Below are 18,870 nucleotides of genomic sequence, written 5' to 3'. Positions count from 1 at the left end.
GCCAGGAGCCCGGAAGGCGGTGCCGCGCGGCTCGGCGGGGAGCCGTGGCGGCGGTGCGCCGGGTGCGTGCCGGAGGTCCCGGCGGTGGTGCCGTCAGACGGCGCGGTGCGCGGCGGCGATCCGTCCGGCGATCTCCGCCAGGACGGCGGGGCGTGCCGCGTGCACGAAGAAGTGGTCGCCGGGGAACATCCGCAGGTCGAAGCCGCCGGTCGTCAGCTCGCCCCAGCGCTCCAGCGGCGCCCCGTCGGCCGGGCCGTCCCCGGTGCCGCCGAAGGCGGTGACCGGGCAGGTCAGCGCGGTCGACGCGGCGTACCGGTGGTTCTCCACGACGGCCAGGTCGGCCCGGATCGCGGGCAGCAGCAGCGCCATCAGTTCCGGGTCCGCCAGGACGGCCTCCGGGGTGGCGTGCCAGTCCCGCAGCGTACGGATCAGGTCCGCGTCGGGGCGGGTGTGCAGCGGCGGGTCGGGGACGGTCCTGGTCTGCGGCGGCACGCATCCGGAGACGAACAGCCGCCGTGGTGCGCCGGCCTCCAGCCGTTGCAGCGCCCGCGCCAGCTCCCAGGCGATCAGGGCGCCCATGCTGTGCCCGAAGAAGGCGAACGGCCGGTCCAGGCAAGGAATCACCGCCGGGACGAGGGCGTTGAGCACCTGGCTCATCCGGTCGAGCGGCGCCGCCGTGGTGCGGTCCTCGCGGCCGGGGAGCTGGACCGCCCACGGCTCGACGGTCTCCGGCAGCCCGTCGGCCCACCCCCGGAAGGCCGAGAGCCCGCCCCCGGCGTACGGGAAGCAGAACAGCCGGATGTCGGCGTGCGGGCGGACCGCGAGTGGCCTGAGCAGCGCGTTCACCGGGCGGCCCGGTCCGTCGCGCGCTGCCGCAGGCTGCCCAGCCGGCGGCCCCTGGACGGGGCGGACCGGCGTTCGCGCCGCGCCGCGCGCAGGGGTTCGGCCAGGCCGGAGAGGGTCACGGACGCGTCCTCCAGTGCTGTTCGCAGTACGGCGAGGAACCCCGCCTGAATGTCCAGCACCTCGCTCCTGGTGAGGCGGCGGGAGTTGTAGTTGAAGCGCAGCGCGAGCCCGTCGTCGCCCGGCTTGCCGTACAGGCAGATGTCGAGCTGCGAGGTCTGGTACGCCGGGGGCAGGAAGTCCGTGAACTGGAACGCGCAGGAGAAGACCGGGTTCCGGCCGGTCCGCGCCGCGGCGCCGACCTGCTCCACCAGCCGTGCGAAGGGGTAGCGGCTGTGTGCGTAGGAGCCGACGCTCTTGCGCTGGGCCCGGCGGACCAGGTCACCGAAGGTGTCGGCGCCGGACATCGTCAGGCGCACCGAGAGCGGGTTGACGAACGTGCCGACCATGCCTTCCAGTTCCTTGGTGTCCCGGCCGGAGAACGGCACGCAGACCACGATGTCGTCGTCCCCGCCCACATCGCGCAGCGCGGCCGCGAAGGCGCTGAGCAGCAGGACGTGGAGCGTGACGTCCAGCTCCTTGGCCAGCCGCCCCAGCCCCGCGGCGAGGTCCGCTCCGGTCGCGAAGTCCAGCGTCTCGTTGACGACGTCCTCGGTGGGCCCGTCGTGGTCGCCCACGTGCAGCGTGGGCAGCGGGGCGCGCAGTTCGCCGAGCCAGTAGTCACGCATCGCCGCGCTCTCCGGCCCGGCCAGCCACTCCCGCCGGTCGCGTACGAACCCTTCGAAGGTCACCGGCAGCGGCGTCAGCGGTGGTTCCTCGCCCGCCACGACCGCCTGGTAGGTGGTGAGCAGTTCCCGCAGCAGGATGCCCATGCTGGTGCCGTCCGCGACGATGTGGTGGACGGTCAGGTGGACGCAGTGGTGGGCGGCGGCCAGCCGGTAGATCCGGACCCGGACCGGCGGGGTGCCCAGGTCGTCGAACGGGGTCGCGTTGTCCCGGTGGATGAGGCGTTCCGCCTCGCCGGCCGGGTCGGCGGCCTCCGTGAGGTCGATCAGCGGCACCTCGGGGACGTGATCGCGCAGCACCTTCTGGCGCGGGCCGTGCTCGGTGTCCTCGAAGGCCAGCCGCAGGGCCTGGTGCCGTTCGGTGAGGAAGGCGATGGCCGTACGGAAGGCCGGGACGTCGACCTCCTCGTGGACGTACTGCCACACCGGCAGGTTCAGTTCGGCGCGTCCCTCGCCGAGCTGGTGCTGGAGCCACAGACCCTGCTGGGCGTTCCACAGCTCGAAGCCCGCGTCGGCGTCGGGGCCTTGCTGCCGGTCCCCCTCCTGGGCGGGGCCCGGGGCCGAGGGCGCGCCGGCGTCGTCGTGCGCGGGCCCGCCGGGGGCGCCCTGCTCCGGCGCCAGGTGGGCCGCGAGGTCGGCGACGGTCGGGTGGGCGAACAGGTCGGCGATGGTCAGTTTGACGCCGAGGGCCTGCTGGAGGCTGTTGGCCAGGCGCAGGGCGAGCAGGGAGTCCCCGCCGAGGTCGAAGAGACCGGCGGACACATCGATCTCGTCGAGGCCGAACTCGGCCGCCCACAGGCGCCCCAGGTCGCGTTCGAGGTCGGTGTAGTCGTCACCGGGGCGGCCGAGCAGGGTGACGGCGGTGGGCGTCGCCGGCCCGGCGGACCGCGTACCGCCGGCCGCGGCCGACCGCGCGGCCACGGTCCGCCGGATCGGGTCGCTCAGGAGCAGCGGCGCGGTCGCCATCCGGGCGCGCAGCGCTTCGGGGTCCAGCGTTCCCAGCATGGCGTAGTTGATCTCGCCGACGATCACCTGGGTGTGCGGTGACCGGGTGATCGCCTCGTAGCTCGCGATGCCGTCCTCGATCCCTACGGAGCGGAAGAACCCCTGGTCCTGCCGGACCCCGTGGTCGGCGGCCATGCCGGTGCCGAGCCAGTCGGTCCAGTTGACGGTGACCGTGCGCGGGCCGCGCCGGGCCCGCCAGGCCGCGAACCCGTCGAGGTGGAGGTTGGCCGCCGTGTAGTCGCTCTGCCCCGCCGCGCCGAACAGCGCGGTGGTCGAGCTGAACAGGATCATCTCCGGCGGGTCGTCGGCGGTGACGGTGTCCAGCACCAGCGCGCCGGTGACCTTGGGCGCGAGGGTCGCGGCGAAGACCTCGTCCGGCTTGCGCAGCAGGAAGCCGTCCCCGGCCGTGCCCGCCGCGTGAACCACCCGGGTGATCCGGCCGAGGTCGTCGCGTACGGCGGCGACGACGCGCGCCATGTCGGCGGCGTCCGCGACATCGCCCTGGTGGCAGACGACGTGTGCGCCCCGTTCGGCCAGCTCCTGGAGCACCCGGACCTGTGCGGCCTGCCGGTCCGGGCCGTCCCGCAGGATCGCGGGCCACTGGTCGCGGGGCGGCACCGCCCGGCGGCCGACCAGGGCGATCCTGGCGCCGGGCCGCCGGGCGCCGACGGACCGGGCGATCTCCAGGCCGAGGCCGCCGAGGCCGCCGGTGATGAGATGGACGCCGTCCTCGGCCGGCGCGTCGTCCATTTCCGTGGTGTCCGGCTCCGTGGTGTCCGGCTCCGCCGCGAGGAGTTCCGCCGCTACGAGTTCGGCCGCGTAGCGGCGCTGCGCGCGCAGGGCGACCTGCCCGAGGGGATCGCCGGAGAGGATTTCCGCCACCAGCGTCTGCGGCGGCACGTCGTCGGCCACGTCCACGCACCGGCAGCGGATCTGGTGGTGCTCCTGGCCGATGACCTTGGCGAGTCCGAACAGCGCCGAGTGGGCGGGGACGAGATACGGCTCGTCACCGGTGACGCTGTTGACGTACGGCGCGACCACCGTGATCCGCCGGGCGTCGGCGCCCCGCTGCCCCAGCTCCCGCGCCAGGCGCAGCAGGCCCATGACGCCGCTGTCCAGCAGCCGTTGCTGGGCGGGCAGGTCGTAGGTGCCGCCCCCGGTGCCCTCCGCGACGTACACGATGTCCGCCGGCAGTGCGTGGCCGGTCCAGTCGGTGTCCGGCGCGGCCGTCCCGACCTGTACGCCCGCGTCCCGCAGCCGCGCCGCCGTCGTGTCGCGCAGCGCCGACTGCGTACCGACCACCAGTGCCTGCCGGACCTCGCGCGGGCGGTCCCCGCCGGGTGCGGCGGGGACCCAGGCCAGGGTGTGGTGAACGGCCGCGGCGCGCGCGTTCCGGAGGGTGTGCCGCGGGCTGTTGACCCGCTTCGCGGTGAAGCCCTCGATCTCCAGGACCACGGTGCCGTCCATGGCGCAGACCAGGACATCGGTCTTGCGGATCTCCGCGCTCTGCCGGAACCCGTCGGTGGGCCGGACGAAGCTCAGGCAGCGGGCGGGGAGCGGGGCGTGGACGACCAGCCGGTCGTAGGCCAGCGGCAGGTAGAAACCGGCGCCGGTACCGCCACCGGTACCGTCCCCGCCCTGTTCACCGCCCTGTTCACCGTCCTGCTCGCCGTCGAACATCGCCCACTGGTGGAACCCGGTCGCCTGGTCGAGCAGCGCCGGGTGCAGCGGGTAGGTGCCGGTCTCGGCCGCGTACGCGGCGGGCAGCTCCAACCGCCCGGCGGCACAGCGGACACCGACGTCCACCGTGCGCAGGCTGCCCTGCCAGCGGCTGCCGAAGTCCATCACGTGGTGGGCGGCCTGGAGCGCGGCGGCGTCCACGCTCTTGAGGCCGCAGCGGGACAGGAGCCGTGCCACGTCCTCGGGCGGCCGGGCGGGCTGGGCGTCGGCGGTGAGGCTGCCGCGTACGTGCAGGGTCCACTGCTGCCCCGCGGGGGCGGCCGGGTCGTGGCTGACCACCTTGAACTCCGCGCCGCCGGCGGCCTGGCGCACGATGGTGTGCGCGGTCCGCGGCCGGTCCGCCGTGACCAGCAGCGGGACCTGGAACTCCGTCCCGGTGACGGCCGTCACCGGTGCGCCGAGGAGCACCGAGCCCGCCGCGCGCGCCATCTCCAGGTACGTCGTCCCCGGCACGATGGCCTCGGACAGCATCTTGTGCTCGCTGAGCACCCAGTGCCGTTCGAGGTCGAACTCGGTGCGGAAGACCACCTCGTCCACCGTCTGGACCAGCAACTCGTCGAGGAGCGGGTGCGGCCCGGGGGCGGCCGGCCGCGCGGCCGGGGACGCGGGCGCGGCTTCGAGCCAGTAGCGCTTGCGCTCGAAGGGGTAGGTCGGCAGCGGCACCCGGCGGGGGGTCTCGTTGCTGTGGTAGGCGGCCCAGTCGGGGGTGACGCCCGCCTGCCACAGCAGGCCCAGCGCGCGCTGCGCCGACGCCAGTTTGCCGCGGCCGGAGCGCGGGTGCGGCAGCGAGGCGGCGACGGTGCGCGGGTCGCCGTCGGGGAGGCAGCGGGTGACCAGGCTGCGCAGGGTCTGGCCGGGGCCGACTTCGAGGAAGGCCACGTCGGGTTCCTGGGCGACGGTCGCGATGCCGTCGGCGAACGCGACGGGGGAGAGGAGGTGCCGCCCCCAGTAGGCGGGGTCGGTGGCCTGTTCGGCGGTGATCCAGGTGCCGGTGACGTTCGAGACGTACGGCAGCGTGGGCTCGCCGCGCGGCACCGCCGCCACGGCCTCGGTGAACGGTTCCACCACCGGCCGCATCAGCGCCGAGTGGAAGGCGTGGGTCGTCGGTACGGGCCGGGCCGCGATGCCCTGGCGCGCCGCGGCGTCCGCGTACCGCGCGACCGCCTCTGCGGTGCCCGCGACGACGCAGTCGGCCGGGCCGTTGTGCGCCGCCAGGGACAGGCCGTCGGTCAGCAGGGCCTCGGCGGTGGCCCGGTCGGCGACGACGCTCAGCATGGCGCCGGGCGCCTGCCGCTGCATCAGGCGGCCGCGCAGGCTCACCAGGCGCAGCGCGTCGTCGAGGGTGAAGACGCCGGCCAGGCAGGCGGCCACGTACTCACCGAGGCTGTGCCCGATCATGGCGCCCGGGGTGATGCCCCAGGCGTTCCACAGCCGCGCCAGCGCGTATTCGAGGGTGAACAGGGCGGGCTGGGCGTACTCGGTGCGGGCCAGCAGCCGTTCGGCCTCCTCGTCCCCGGCGCCGTGGACCAGCAGGTCGCGCACGTCGCGGTCGAGTTCCGCCGTCAGCACGGCGGCACAGCGGTCCACGGCGGCCCGGAACACCGGCTCCCCCGCGTACAGTTCGTCGGCCATGGCGGCGTACTGGGAGCCCTGGCCGGTGAAGAGCATCGCGACGGACGGCGGGGCGGCGGCGGCCTCGCCGGTCGAGACCAGCGCCGGGTCGCGGGCCAGGAGCGCCGCGGCGGCGTCCGCGGCGGTCGGGGCGACGACGGTACGGCGGTGGCGGAACTCCGCGCGGCCCAGGGCGAGCGTGAAGGCGGTGTCGGCGAGCGGCCGCCGGTCGTCGCGCAGGTGCGCCGCGAGCCGGTCGGTGACCCGGTCCAGTGCCTGCGGGGTACGCGCGGACAGGACGAGCACCTGGGACGGGCGGGCCGGGGCCGGGGCGCCCGGGACGGGGGCCTCCTCCAGGACGACGTGGGCGTTGGTGCCGCCGAAGCCGAAGGCGCTGACGCCGGCGCGGCGCGGCCCGTCCGGCCGCTCCCAGGGGGTCAGCTCGCCCTGGACGCGAAACGGGGTCCGCGCGAAGTCGATGTCGGCGTTGGGCTCGGTGTAGTGCACCGTGGGTGGCAGCGTGCCGTGGCGCAGGGCGAGGGCGGTCTTGAGCAGTCCGGCGATGCCCGCGGCGGCGTCGAGGTGGCCGAGGTTGGACTTGACCGAGCCGAGGGCGCAGTAGTTGGTACGGTCGGTGCTCTGCCTGAAGGCCCTGGTCAGCGCCTCGACCTCGATGGAGTCGCCGATCTTCGTGCCGCTGCCGTGCGCCTCCACGTAGCTGATGCTGTCGGCGGCCACGTCCGCCACGCCCAGCGCCTCCAGCACCACGGCGGACTGGCCGGCGACGCCCGGCGCGGTGAAACTCGCCTTGCCGGAACCGTCGTTGTTGACGGCGGTGCCCTTGATGACGGCGTGGATGGTGTCGTGCGCGGCCAGCGCGTCGGCGAGCCGCTTCAGGACGACGGCGCCCACACCGTTGTTGAAGACCGTGCCCTCGCCGGCCGCGTCGAACGGCCGGCAGTGGCCGTCCGGCGACATGATGCCGCTCTCCTGATAGCGGTAGCCCCGCAGGGGCGGCACCTTGAAGGCCACCCCGCCCGCGATCGCCGCGCCGCATTCGTGGTTGAGCAGGCTCTGGCACGCCAGGTGGACCGCGACCAGGGAACTGGAGCACGCCGTGTGCACCGGCACGCTCGGACCCCGGAGGTCGAGCTTGTAGGACACGCGGGTGGTCAGGAAGCCCAGTTCGTTGCCGATGCCGACGTTGGAGGCGCCGATGGCGGCGCCGCCTTCCAGGTTCGCGAACACCTGCGGGAGATAGGCGCTGGTGCCCGCGCCGCCGAAGACGCCGACGCCGCCCTCGACACCGCCCGGGCGGTATCCGGCGTGCTCCAGGGCCTCCCACACCGTTTCCAGGAAGACGCGGTGCTGCGGGTCCATGATCGTGGCTTCCCGCGGCGTATATCCGAAGAACTCGGCGTCGAAGAGATCGATGCCCTCCGTACGGGCGCCGGCCTTGACGTAGTCGGGCCGGGAGAATTCCTCCCGGGAGACCCCCGCGGCGGCCAGTTCGGCGTCGTCGAAGAAGCTGACGGATTCCTTGCCGTCGCACAGGTTGCGCCAGAACCGGTCGAGGTCGGGAGCGCCGGGAAAACGTCCGGCCATGCCGACAATGGCGACGTCGCAGCCGAATTCCTGCTCACCATAGGCGTCTTGCACTGGGCCACCCATTCTGTCGCCGGATTGCGCCCGCCCACCAGGACGGCTTCTCGGTACGGGCGCGGCAGTGCCCTTCGTTCACGAGGGGCGGTTACGCACACCGGCCCGGTGACCGTTCGCACGGTCGACGGGCCGGGATACGCGGCGCACGCGCGCCGGGAGGAGAAAGAAGGAGAATGGCGACGGGCCGGCGAGGACACTCGGGGCCGGTTCTACCGCCGCGACCAGATTGACCAGACACTTTGGCCACTGTGAGATACATATTCTTAGCCGGGTGACGCCCGTGTCAAGAGTTTTCTTCCGTACGGACTCCGCCGCCCCGGACGCCGCAGCCGGGCCCGGGACGGCGGCCTCGTGTCAGAGCGCCGTCAGCCGCGCCAGCCGGCCGGGGAAGCACGCGCCGAGCGCGGTGGCGAACGCGGCCGGGACCCGGTCGGGCCGGTGGCTGACCACCAGATGCGGCCCGTCCGCGCGGTACGGGCGCAGCTCCGCGACGAGTTCGACGGGGATCCCGAAGGGCGCGGGGCGGAAGAACGCGCTGCGGGCCCCCGGGAGATCCAGCGGCGCGGGCGCGTGGTTCTGCAGTGCGAACATCGTCTGGAACAGCGGCGGCCGCTCGTCGCGGGGCGGGTTCAGCAGCCGTACGACGTCGCCGAAGGGCACGTCCTGGGCGGCGAAGGCGCCGCGTACGGTCGCGGAGACCGCGGCCAGGTCCTCGGCGTCGGTCGCTCCCGCGGCGAACCGCAGCCGCATGCACAGCACGTCGATCAGGCAGCTCACCGCCGTGTCCAGCACGCTGTCGCCGCGCAGGGCGATCGGGGTGCCGACACCGAAGTCCGGTTGGCCCGCCACCTCGGCCACCGCCCTGCCGTAGGCCGTCAGGAGGACGGCGTACGGGGTCGTTCCGTAGGCCTGCGCACAGCGCGCGACCTGATCGAGCGCCCCCGGGGGCAGCGGCACCTCCAGCACCCGCGGGTGGCCCCGGGACCCGAGCCCGTCGGGCGCCTGTGGGTACACCAGTTGGGGTATGCCCGCCAGCTCCGCCCGCCAGTGGTCCTGCTGCGCCGTCACCTCCACGCCGTCCAGGTGGGCGCGGCGGGCCCGGGCCACCTGCTCCAGGGTGGGGGCCGGCGGGAGCGCGGGGGCGCGGCCGGCCCGTTCCGCGGCGTAGGCGGCGGCCAGCTCCCTCGCCATGATCGACTCGGACCAGCCGTCGACGGCGATGTGGTGCGCGGCGACGCCGAGCAGATGGGACGCGCTCCCCTCGACCGTGACCACGGCGGCCCGCCAGATCTCCGCTGCCTCCAGGCGGAACGGCTGCCCGAGGACGTCACGCAGGACGGTGCGGGCGCGCCCGGCCGTCGGTGCCGTCCGTACCGTCACCTCGGGCGGCGCCACGTCGGCCGGCTCGGCGACCGGCTCCTCCTCCAGCCGGTAGGAGGTCCGCAACGACTCGTGCCGCCGGTGCAGGTGCCCGACGGCGCGGCGCAGCGCCGCGATGTCCAGCTCGCCGTCGACCCGCCAGCCCATCGTGCAGTGCTCGGTGAGCCCGTCGGGGTCGAAGACGTGCCGGACGAGCATGTCGGCCTGCTGAGGGCCGAGCAGGCCGGCCGGCTCCGCTTCCGGTGGCGGAGCGGGCGTACCGGGCGGGCTCTCCTGGCCGAGCCACCGGGCGAGTCCCGCGACGGTCGGGGTGCGGTAGATCCGGGACAGCGGCAGCTTCCGGTGGCGGGGTTCCCCGAAGGCAGCCCGGATGCGGAGGAGGAGCCCGGTGGCGAGGAGCGAATGGCCGCCCAGCTCGAAGAAGTCGTCGTGGACGCCGACCGGTTCGCGCTCCAGCATTTCGGCGAAGAGCGCGCACAGCACCGTCTCCTCGGCGGTGCGGGGCGCGACGACCGACCGGCCGGTCGCGGTGACGTCCGGGAGCGCGGCCCGGTCCAGCTTGCCGTTGCCGGTGAGCGGCAGCGCGTCCAGCGTGCCGATCGCCGCGGGCACCATGTAGGACGGCAGTTCGCGGGCGGCGTGCGCGCGGACCGCGCCGGGGTCCGGTGCGGTTCCGGGTGCGGGGACCACGTACCCGAGCAGCCTCGGTGTGCCGTCCCGGGCCTCCCGTACGGTGGCCACGGCCTGGCGCACGCCGGGGTGGCGCGCCAGAGCGGCCTCCACCTCGCCCAGTTCGATGCGGAACCCGCGGATCTTCACCTGACTGTCGGCCCGGCCCAGGAACTCCAGGAGCCCGTCGGCGCGCCGGCGGGCCAGGTCACCCGACCGGTAGCCCCGGACGGGGCGCCCGTCCCGGCCGGGCAGGGTCACGAAGCGCTCGGCGGTCAGCTCCGGGCGCCCGAGGTAGCCGAGGCTGACGCCGGGGCCGGTCACGACGATCTCGCCCGCCTCCCCCGGGGCCACGGGGCCGAGGTCCGCGTCCACCAGGAGCAGGTCGAGGTCGGGCAGCGGCCGCCCGATCACGCTGGGTCCCGCGGTCGCCTCCGGCCGGCGTATTCGGTGGTAGGACGCGTGCACGGTGGTCTCGGTGATGCCGTACATGTTGACCAGGGACGGCGTGGCGTCGCCGTACTTGTCCGTCCACCCCGCGAGGTCGGCGTGGTTCAGGGCCTCGCCGCCGAAGACGACGTGGCGCAGCGGGAGACGCCCGGCATGGCGCGCGTCCTCGGCCGCGAGCTGCCGGAACGCCGAGGGTGTCTGGTTGAGGACGGTCACCCGCTCGCGTTCGAGGAGGTGGCGGAAGGCGGCCGGGTCCTTGGCGACGTCGCCGGGGACGAGCACGGCGCAGCCGCCGTACAGAAGCGCGCCCCAGATCTCCCAGACCGAGAAGTCGAAGGCGAAGGAATGGAAGACCGTCCACACGTCGTCGGCGGTGAAACCGAAAATGTTCTCGGTCGCGGAGAACAGCCGCAGCAGATTCGCGTGCGAGACCTCCACTCCTTTGGGGCGGCCCGTCGTGCCGGAGGTGAAAATGACGTAGGCGCGCTGTTCGGCCGGTATCGGCTCGGACTCGGGATCGGCGTCCGGCCCGTCGTCCCGCAGGCATTCCTCCACCAGAATGCGGTCGATTCCCGGCGGCAGGCCGGCGGCCGGCCGTGGTGATGTCACCACGGCGGCCGGAGCGGCTTCTTCGACGATGTAGGCATTTCTCGCCGGCGGGGACGCCGGGTCCAGCGGAAGATAGGAAGCTCCCGCTTTCAGTACGGCGACGGCCGCCACCACCATCTCGACGGACCGGTCGAGCAGAATGGCGACCGGCTGGCCCGGGGATGGCGCCGTCTTCCGTATGTGCGCCGCGAGCCGGGAGGATTCCCGGTCGAGGTCCGCATAGGTCAGGCTCCGCCCGGCGCATTTCACCGCGGTCCGCAGCGGATGGGCGGCAGTTGTCGCGCGAAAGGCGTCCACCAGCGATATGGGCGTCTTCCGTGTCGTACGGTCGTTCATGGTGCGCTCGCTTCCCTTCACCGAGGGTCGTGGCGTGTTCCGCCCGGGGAGAGCCGGTGCGCCCGTCGCGGGCGGCCGGCGGTGGTCCGGCCCGGCGGCCGGTGTCCGCACCCCGCCTCTCAGCCGACGGACGCGAGCACATCGGCCTTGAAGTAGTAGACCCGGCGGCCGCTCGTCCGGCGGCGCCAACTGTTCTCGGAGGCGAGCCGGTAGACGTTGCTGATGGACAGCCGCCACAACTGCGAGACCTCCTTGGCGGTGAGCCAGCGCAGCCCGGACTGGCTCTGTCGGGTCACCTGCCGTTCCAGCTCGCGCCATTGGTGCGCGGGCCAGACGTGCTGGGTGTCCACGTCGCAGCGGACCTCGCTCGGCAGGAGCTGTTCGTCGGCGCGGATCACGGCGACCAGTGAGCCGCCGCAACTGACCTCGACACAGGGGCCGACCCGGAACCGGCGGGTCTGCTGCGGATAGGCGGCGCGGGTCGCGGTGGCCGCGGTCTCGGCGATCTCGGTCACCACGTCGCCGGCCGCCGGGTGGCCGCACAGCCACGCCGCGTGCCGCAGCAGGAAGGAGGTCATGGCCTCGACGGTGCGTTCCGGCGGGGCGCCGCCGTCCGCCGGGTCCGGGACGCGTTCGGCGGCGACCAGGTCGCACCAGGCCAGCAGCCGGGCCCGCAGGGTGTCCCGGGCTTCCACCGCGACCGCGTTGAGTTTGATCCCGAAGGACCGGGTGCCGGAGACCTTCTGCCCTTCCTGGGGCGCAGCCGCCAGCATGTTCTCGCACTGCCGGTAGAGCGCGGGCAGCGACTTCAGGTGGCGCCGGAACCCGTCGAAGCACCGCGCGCAGATCAGCAGGTCACCCGTCACCGGACGGGGTGCCCGGTCGGTGCCCGGGTGCCGGCCGGCACATTCACCACTCTGACATGCATCCATCAAAACATGACCTCGCTGTACAGATCGAGCGGACCGTGAGGAGAGGAATGAAGAGGCGCTGCCGGCGCATGACCACGCCGGAGCGCAGCACGTCCGGCGCAGCCGGAAGCGTGCGGAGATGAAGGTCGGGAAAGGCACGGCGGCAGGCGGCGGTCCGGCACCGGCCGGGGGCCCGGCTCACGGGCCCGTACCACTGCGCCGTCATGAGGCCGGCGCGACATGCGCCGACGGAGAGGAAGTGCGCGACGCCGGTCAGCGGCGGACAGCCGCGGCGCGGCGATGCCCACCGGGCCGCGGTGGCCGAGCGGCACCCGCGCGGCGGAAGAGCGTCACATGCGGTATCTCAGGGCCCCGCGGCCCCCAGGGCGCCCCGCGCCGACAGCGGGTGACGCCTGACGGGCGGGCACCGGAATCCGGCCCGGGCGCGAAGGCCCGTTCGACACCCGCACCCGGTCACCGGACAGGACGCGCGGTACGCGCCTGCCGGAAGCCGGCCCGGGACGCGTCCCGTCGGCCGGTGACCTCCTGCCGCCATCGGGCGCGCGACAAGCGCCGGCGGCTCGTGTTTTTCTCGAATTCCTCATGCGGAACCGTCCCCCGTTCGGCATTTACCTGACACAGCAGAGCCACGACAGCCGATGTCGCGCCCGACGGCGGCCGGCCACAAGGAAATCCCCTGTGCCGGACCGCACCCGGGTGGCGGCTAGCTCGACGCGGCGGTGAGCGCCCGCCGCCCGGAAAGCCCCGATGGCGCCGCCACGGCAGCGATGCGACCCGCTGCCGCCGGACGGCCGAGCGCGGTCAGGCCCGGCAGTACACCGCCGGACGGGTCAGGCCCCGCGGGGAACGAGGCGTGGTGATCCACGGGTCGTTCCGTCAACCGGCCTGCGGTCCGCTCCCCCATCGACAACTCCAGTCGTTGTGCGCGGCGTTCGTCTCACGACCCCACTGGTCCGCAGATCTTGGCTGGCGGCCCTGAGCCCGTCAATCCCTTTGTGATCCACGTCACGCTCCGAGCATACACCGCACTCCGCTTCGCTCCCGGGGCGTGCTGAAGGATCAGCTCCGGTACCGGAAAACCCGAGCAACAGCGCCCAATGACCGTCATGAAGACGGCAGCTCACAACCGATTCCGGAAAGACGCCGGAACCTTTCGTTCACCCTGCGCGGCGGTACCGCACAAACCCCGTACCGGCGCGCTCCGCGCCCTCCGGCGCACACCACCGAAGGGACCTGCGGCGGCCCCGGATCGACCGCCGGTCCACGCCCGTCGGCCCGGGGCACTTTCACTCCGGCGGCCACCACTTCGACCCGCCCGGCAAAAGCGGACTTCTCCCTGGAACATCCTGAGCACGATGGGCATATTCGCCCTGGAAAACGACCGCTCACGCGGCCTCCATTGGCCTTCTTCGGTCTCCATTACCGCTATGCGGACGGTGAGCGGCCCGGCGGCACCGCCCGCCCGTCACGCTCCGCCACCCGCCCCGCCCCGTCGCGTACCTCGGCGCCCGGCTCCCCGCGGCGCCGGGCATCGCATGTCCGCCCACACCGCGGCCGGGACCGCGGGCGGCCAGAAGCACGCATCGCGGAACGGTGGTGAGGAATCAGGAAAACCATGTCGAGCACCTGCCGTGGTCGGCAGGATGAGGGCATGGGCCATGAGAATGTGAGTCGGGGCCGGATGCGGCCGATCGCGGTGCGGCATCCGGAGGATCCGGTGGAGGCGGTCATGGAGGCCGACGCGCTCGACGCCGCACTGGACACCACGACGATACTGGTGCGCGGCCCGCTGTTCGGGGTGGCCGCACAGGACACCGGGCAGGCACCGCGGTGGCGGGTGGTGAGCGCGGTGGAGGCAGGCTGCCCCCAGCAGGCCCGGGACAGCCTCAACTCCTTGCTGTGGTACCGGGCCAAGGACGAGGCCCGGGACCGGGAGGAACGGCGTGCCCTGCTGGCGGCGGTCGCCCGGCTGGAGACCGAATGCGTCGACGACCTCACCGTGCTCGGGACCCGCTACCGGATCGTGCGTGCCGAGGAGTACGCGGGCATGGGGCCGGACGGCATCGAGCAGCCCCGCCCGACCGACCCCGAGCCGGCCGTGCCCGACTGGGGCCGCGGCGCCCGGGAGTCGTTCGACGACGACCTGGACCTGGACCCGGACGCGCCGGTCACACCGGCCCAGGCCGCGGAGCGGCTGGCGCTGCGCAGCCTGGCCTACACCGGGTCCCGGTTCCCCGAAGACGTGCGTGGCGACTCCCACCGGGCCCTGGAGACGCATCCCGACGTCATGCTGCTGCCCACGACCTTCAGGATCGTGGAGAAGAGCGGTCCCGGATGGCAGACCGGCGGGGGCCTGCACGCCAGTGCGCACGGCGCCCGCAGATCGCTGGACTTCGCCCTCACATGGCTCCAGCCGCGCCTGCGGGGTCTCATTCCCCACGACATCGACGGCAGGGACATCGACGCCCGTACGGTGGCCGCCGAGGGCACCGACCCCGCGGCCGGAGAGCTGGCCGAGTACGCCCGGGCCGCCGACCGGCTCCGCTCCGAGCACGTCAACCAGGTCGAGGTCCACGGCAGCGTTCACCGGATCTGCCGGGTCCGCCGGCTGCTGCGCTGGGGCCCCGACGGGCCCGAAGGGCCACGCCCGTCCGACACCAACAGCCAGGCCCCGTGCCAGATCCACCCCCGCATGGACGAGGACGGGAACATTCACCACGAGCAGGAGAACGACGCTCCCTGAACGTCGCCGGAGGCGGTCGCGGACGTGCCGTACGGTCGCGGACATGCGTACGTCGCGCAGGCCCCGCCCTCGGCAGCTCCGGGCATCGTTGGCCGCTCCCGTCCGCGAGGCGCCCGGCGGCGCCTCGCGTCGCGGGTGCGCGATCGTGACCACCGGACACCCGCGGCCCGGCGCCCTGCGCATGATCACTCCTTCGCGGGTGGGCCGGGAGCCCCGGGACGTGGCGCGGCGGCCTCTCGGCCCGGGTGGTCGCCGACCTTCAGGGACGCCGGGTTCCGCTGCGGCAATGTGGTGAAGGACGGGCCGGCACGGCGACGCGGGGGCACAATGCTGGTAATGCCCGTGCAAGCAGGTCGCCGGCATCGGCACGCCAGGTCAGAAGGAAGACCGCGATGGCTGAGAACACGCTGACGGGGTTGGTCAAGGAGTTGCAGCCGGGCGGGGCGGGGCCCTCCCACCGGTGGTGCGGGCACCTGGCCGCCTTGCTGGCGGTGGACGGCGCCGCGGTCACCTTCCGCCTGGACGGCTCCGAGCTGCTGTGGTCGAGCACCGAGACCGGTACCCGTCTGGACGATGTGCAGTACACGCTCGGTCAGGGACCGGCCCTGGACGCCGCCCGCGACGGCAGCCTGCTGCTGCTGCCCGACCTGGAGCGCGCCCTCGCGACGCGCTGGCCCGTCTTCGTCACGGAGGCCCTGGCGCTGGGCGTACGCGCCGTCTTCGCTTTCCCGCTGTGTCTGGGGGCGGCGCGGATCGGCGCCCTGGTCTGCCACCGGTCCACTGCGGGGTCGTTGCCCGCACGGGCGCTCGACGACGCCCTGGCGGTGAGCGACGTCCTGGCGGTGTTCCTGCTGACGGGTGCCCAGCGAAATCCGGAGACGTTCGGCCCGGCGATCGAGACGATGGACCTGCACCGGGCGGAAGTCCACCAGGCCACCGGCATGCTCAGCGCCCAACTGCGGGTCTCGCTGCCCACCGCGCTGGCCCGGCTGCGTGGGCACGCCTACGCCACCAGCCGGCCGATCGCCGAGGTCGCCCGCGACGTACTGGCCAGACGCCTGCGGCTGCCCGACCGCTGACCACGGGACGCCCGGCCGCCGTCCGCCCCGACTCGCCCCGGCGACAACCGCTCGCTTTTCGCCGCGCAGAGGAAGCGAAACCATGGACCGCGAACAGCTCGTGACCGAGACCTTCATCGAACTGGCCAACACCCTCGTGGACGACTTCGATGTCATCGCCTTCCTCCAGCAACTGTGTGTGCGCTGCGCCGAGCTGCTGGAGGTCCGCTCCGCCGCCGTGTTCCTGGCCCTGCCCGGCGAGCCGCTGCACCCGGTCGCCCCCTGCGACCCCGGCCCCGTCCTGACCGAGCTGCTCGCCGTCGCCCAGCGCGACGGCCCCGCCCTGGAGTGCCATCGCACCGCCGCCGCGCTCAGCCCGGTCGATCTGAGCGCCGGCGCCGACCGGTGGCCCGCCTTCGCCTCCTGCGCGCACCGCGCCGGATACCGCTTCGCCAGCGCCCTGCCCCTGCGGCTGCGCCATCAGCCCCTGGGGGCCCTGCTGTTGCTGCGTACCGCCTCCGCCCCGGTCCCCGAGGCCGATGTACGCCTGGCCCAGGCGCTGGCGGACGCCGCCGCACTCGGCCTGGTCAACGCCCGGACCCTTGCCGAACACCGCACCGTCAACACGCAGTTGCGCACCGCCCTGCACAGCCGCATCGTCATCGAGCAGGCCAAGGGCGCCCTGAAGCACCGGCTGAACACCACCACGGACCTCGCGTTCGAGACCATGCGCCGCTACGCCCGCCACCACCACCGGCGCCTGACCTCCGTGGCACAGGAAGTCATCGACGAGGGACTGCTGCCCGTGGTGCCCGCACCCCCGCGCCTGCCGGGACAGCCGGGACAGGGACACGAGCCCGCCGCCGTACAACACCCGGGCGAAACCGCACCATCCATGGACGCAAGCCGATGGTCTGCGGACAGGGCCGGGCGGTCCGGAGGCGCAAACGCCGTGTCGTGACCGCATCACACCCGGCCTCGGGAAAGACGGCAGCGCGGGGAGCCGCGTCCGGGACGCGGCCCGTCACCGCCCGGCCCGTCACCGCCCGGCCCGGCTCCGGGCGTCCGGTCCGGTACGGGCGGGCCGGTCAGGGCGGGTCGTGGTCGCGTTCGAGGAGCAGGCGGCCGTCCAGGACCCGGTGGGCGACGTCGAGCAGGGGCTCATCGTGGCGGTAGGCGTGGGCCCGCAGGCGGACCAGGGCGGCCTCGGTGCTCAGATGCTGCTGAACCGCGAGGGCCCCGGCGGCCTGGTGGACGGCCGGCGGGAAGCCGGGCGGGCCGGGGGCGACGGGCGCGCCCGTGGTGCTGACGAGGTGGGGGTGGGCGTCCAGGGTCAGGGCGGCCAGGATGCGGGCGTAGGCCTCCAGGCGGGCCCGTGCCGCGGGGCCGAGGGTGGTGGGGGTGGTGTGGTAGAGGTCGATGGCGCCGATCCGCACCGGCCCGACCTCCAAGGCGATGGCGGTCACGGAGCGGATGCCCAGTGCCGCGGCGGTCTCGGCGAAGGCCGGCCAGCGTTCGGGGCACTTGCCCAGGTCGGGGACCTGGATCAGGGCGGTATCGAGGTAGGCCTCGGTGCACGGGCCCTCGCCGCTGACCAACTGGGTGTTCTCCAGGCGCGCGCTGCGCTCGTCGGTGGCCAGGGCGACGGTCCGGATCCGCCCGGTGGTGATCACGACGACGCCGAGGCTGTCGGCATCGAGGTCCTCCGCGCAGGCGAGGCCCGCGGTGGCCAGGGACACGTCCGACAGGTCCTGGCGGGCCGCCGCGGCGATGCGGGCCCAGGCCGCGCTCTGCTGTGCTGCGTCCACCGTGCGGCTCCTCGCTTCCGACCACGGGCTGCCGGTGTGCGGCCCCGGTGCCCGCTGCGGCCAGCGTATCCCCGTCGCGGCCCGCCGGGGGGGGAGGCGGCACGAGGGGAAGATCAATACCGCCCGGGGGCCGTCGGCGGTGGTCCTGCCCGCCGTCCCGCCAGGTGGTCCTGGCCGCCGTCCCGCAGTACGTACGATGGTGCACGCGTGAGACACGCGCGCGGGCGCGCAGAGAAATCTTCCGCCGGGCAGCGACGCCCGGTCGCGACGATGCGGGGCGGCCGCGGGGGCCGGGCGCGGCTCGGGCGACCCGGCGTGTGCGGGGGTGGCGGGTGACTGCTGGGCAGGGGCAGCCCGATGGTCTTGTCCGGGGCTGGTTGGGGGTCAGGGAGAGGGGTAGGCGTGGAGACAAGCTCCGTGGATGCTTGCACCGGCAGCGTGATGCGGGTGCCGGTGTTCGGGTGGGACCGTGTGAGGAGGACGTGGCGCGGGCCCCACCGGCGGGGACGCACCGCGGCCCTGTGCGACCGCCTGTCACCTGTAGCACCGGGAAGTCATCATGTCGGGCCCATGCACCTGCCGGGGGCGAGTTCCGTCGCTCCTTCGCCTGGCCGCTTCACCGCACGCCGGGGCCGAGGGGTGCGGCGATGACTGAGCACCCGATGCCGGGAACGGAGCGCGAGGAAGTAGTGGCGGCCGCGTTCAGCGAGCTCGCCCAGACCCTGATCGGTGACTACGACATCATCCACTACCTGCACACCCTCGCCGACCTGAGGACGTCCCGGTCCCCGGGCTGCCGGTCACCCTCGACATGCCGGGCGAAGTCGCCGACTTCCTCCGCGCCACCGCCCTGGAGCCCGCCGAGCGCGCCACGCTCGACCAGAGGATGCCCGTACGACGCGGCCAGGGCGCCCGTGGTGCGGAGAACGCCGCTGCCACCGTGAGCCCGGAATCGGCCGTATGCGGTCCGGCCCGCTATGTGGCCGACCTTGTGAGGGTGACGAGGCCCCCGCGCAGGCCCGGCAGCGGGCCGCGCTGCGCGGGCCGGCCCGGTACGCGGTGTCGGCGCCCGACCCGCGACGGTGCGGTACGGGGCCGGGACCTCGTCGGCGAGGAGGCCACGACAGTACCGGCCGGGACGTGTTCACGCCCGGCCCCGGGGTGGCCACCGCGCTCGGC

The 18,870-nt window shown here is 73.9% G+C and carries 9 protein-coding genes; 4 read left to right on the top strand and 5 right to left on the bottom strand.

What is annotated here, in order from left to right; translation table 11 throughout:
• Window positions 1-93: 93 nt before the first annotated feature.
• The 4 genes from ACH4EB_RS32855 to ACH4EB_RS32840 all read right to left on the bottom strand — a co-directional run bounded on the left by ACH4EB_RS32855 (window position 94) and on the right by ACH4EB_RS32840 (window position 12,016).
• Window positions 94-846 carry a thioesterase II family protein gene (locus ACH4EB_RS32855; protein ID WP_398351863.1) on the bottom strand — a complete coding sequence of 251 codons (753 nt, stop codon included), beginning with the start codon at window positions 844-846 and terminating at the stop codon, window positions 94-96.
• On the bottom strand, window positions 843-7,703 hold the full coding sequence (locus ACH4EB_RS32850; protein WP_398351862.1) for an SDR family NAD(P)-dependent oxidoreductase: 6,861 nt from the start codon (window positions 7,701-7,703) through the stop codon (window positions 843-845). Before ACH4EB_RS32850 ends, ACH4EB_RS32855 begins: the two co-directional genes overlap by 4 nt.
• A 357-nt stretch (window positions 7,704-8,060) precedes the next feature.
• Window positions 8,061-11,150, bottom strand: a complete 3,090-nt coding sequence (locus tag ACH4EB_RS32845; RefSeq protein ID WP_398351861.1) for an amino acid adenylation domain-containing protein — start codon at window positions 11,148-11,150, stop codon at window positions 8,061-8,063.
• 119 nt (window positions 11,151-11,269) lie between these two features.
• The gene (locus ACH4EB_RS32840; RefSeq protein WP_398351860.1) at window positions 11,270-12,016 is read right to left on the bottom strand and encodes a helix-turn-helix transcriptional regulator; all 747 of its coding nucleotides are present in this window, start codon (window positions 12,014-12,016) and stop codon (window positions 11,270-11,272) included.
• Between the two features lie 1,717 nt (window positions 12,017-13,733).
• On the opposite strand from ACH4EB_RS32840, the gene ACH4EB_RS32835 reads away from it, so the two are divergent.
• The 3 genes from ACH4EB_RS32835 (at window position 13,734) to ACH4EB_RS32825 (ending at window position 16,844) form a co-directional block, all read left to right on the top strand.
• The gene (locus ACH4EB_RS32835; protein ID WP_398351859.1) at window positions 13,734-14,825 is read left to right on the top strand and encodes a DUF5954 family protein; all 1,092 of its coding nucleotides are present in this window, start codon (window positions 13,734-13,736) and stop codon (window positions 14,823-14,825) included.
• A 392-nt stretch (window positions 14,826-15,217) separates the two neighbouring features.
• Window positions 15,218-15,904: a GAF and ANTAR domain-containing protein gene (locus ACH4EB_RS32830; protein WP_398351857.1), complete on the top strand. Its 687-nt coding sequence runs from the start codon at window positions 15,218-15,220 to the stop codon at window positions 15,902-15,904.
• Between the two features lie 82 nt (window positions 15,905-15,986).
• A complete protein-coding gene (locus ACH4EB_RS32825) occupies window positions 15,987-16,844 on the top strand; it encodes an ANTAR domain-containing protein (RefSeq protein WP_398351855.1) in 858 nt (285 codons plus the stop codon).
• Window positions 16,845-16,971: 127 nt separating this feature from the next.
• On the opposite strand, the gene ACH4EB_RS32820 is transcribed toward ACH4EB_RS32825, so the two are convergent.
• Window positions 16,972-17,691: a GAF and ANTAR domain-containing protein gene (locus tag ACH4EB_RS32820; RefSeq protein ID WP_398351854.1), complete on the bottom strand. Its 720-nt coding sequence runs from the start codon at window positions 17,689-17,691 to the stop codon at window positions 16,972-16,974.
• 647 nt (window positions 17,692-18,338) lie between these two features.
• On the opposite strand from ACH4EB_RS32820, the gene ACH4EB_RS32815 reads away from it, so the two are divergent.
• Window positions 18,339-18,635 carry a hypothetical protein gene (locus tag ACH4EB_RS32815; protein WP_398351852.1) on the top strand — a complete coding sequence of 99 codons (297 nt, stop codon included), beginning with the start codon at window positions 18,339-18,341 and terminating at the stop codon, window positions 18,633-18,635.
• Window positions 18,636-18,870: the final 235 nt, after the last annotated feature.

The organism is Streptomyces sp. NPDC018045 (assembly GCF_044327445.1).
In the GTDB taxonomy this organism is placed as follows: domain Bacteria; phylum Actinomycetota; class Actinomycetes; order Streptomycetales; family Streptomycetaceae; genus Streptomyces.
The sequence above is the reverse complement of the archived record's forward strand: the minus strand, read 5'-3'. Positions and strand labels throughout refer to the sequence as shown.

What these genes read in the sequence shown, in the direction of transcription:
- ACH4EB_RS32815 (WP_398351852.1), top strand. Translation starts at nt 18,339, where the DNA reads ATGACTGAGCACCCGATGCCGGGAACGGAGCGCGAGGAAGTAGTGGCG.
- ACH4EB_RS32845 (WP_398351861.1), bottom strand. Translation starts at nt 11,150, where the DNA reads ATGAACGACCGTACGACACGGAAGACGCCCATATCGCTGGTGGACGCC.
- ACH4EB_RS32825 (WP_398351855.1), top strand. Translation starts at nt 15,987, where the DNA reads ATGGACCGCGAACAGCTCGTGACCGAGACCTTCATCGAACTGGCCAAC.
- ACH4EB_RS32830 (WP_398351857.1), top strand. Translation starts at nt 15,218, where the DNA reads ATGGCTGAGAACACGCTGACGGGGTTGGTCAAGGAGTTGCAGCCGGGC.
- ACH4EB_RS32835 (WP_398351859.1), top strand. Translation starts at nt 13,734, where the DNA reads ATGGGCCATGAGAATGTGAGTCGGGGCCGGATGCGGCCGATCGCGGTG.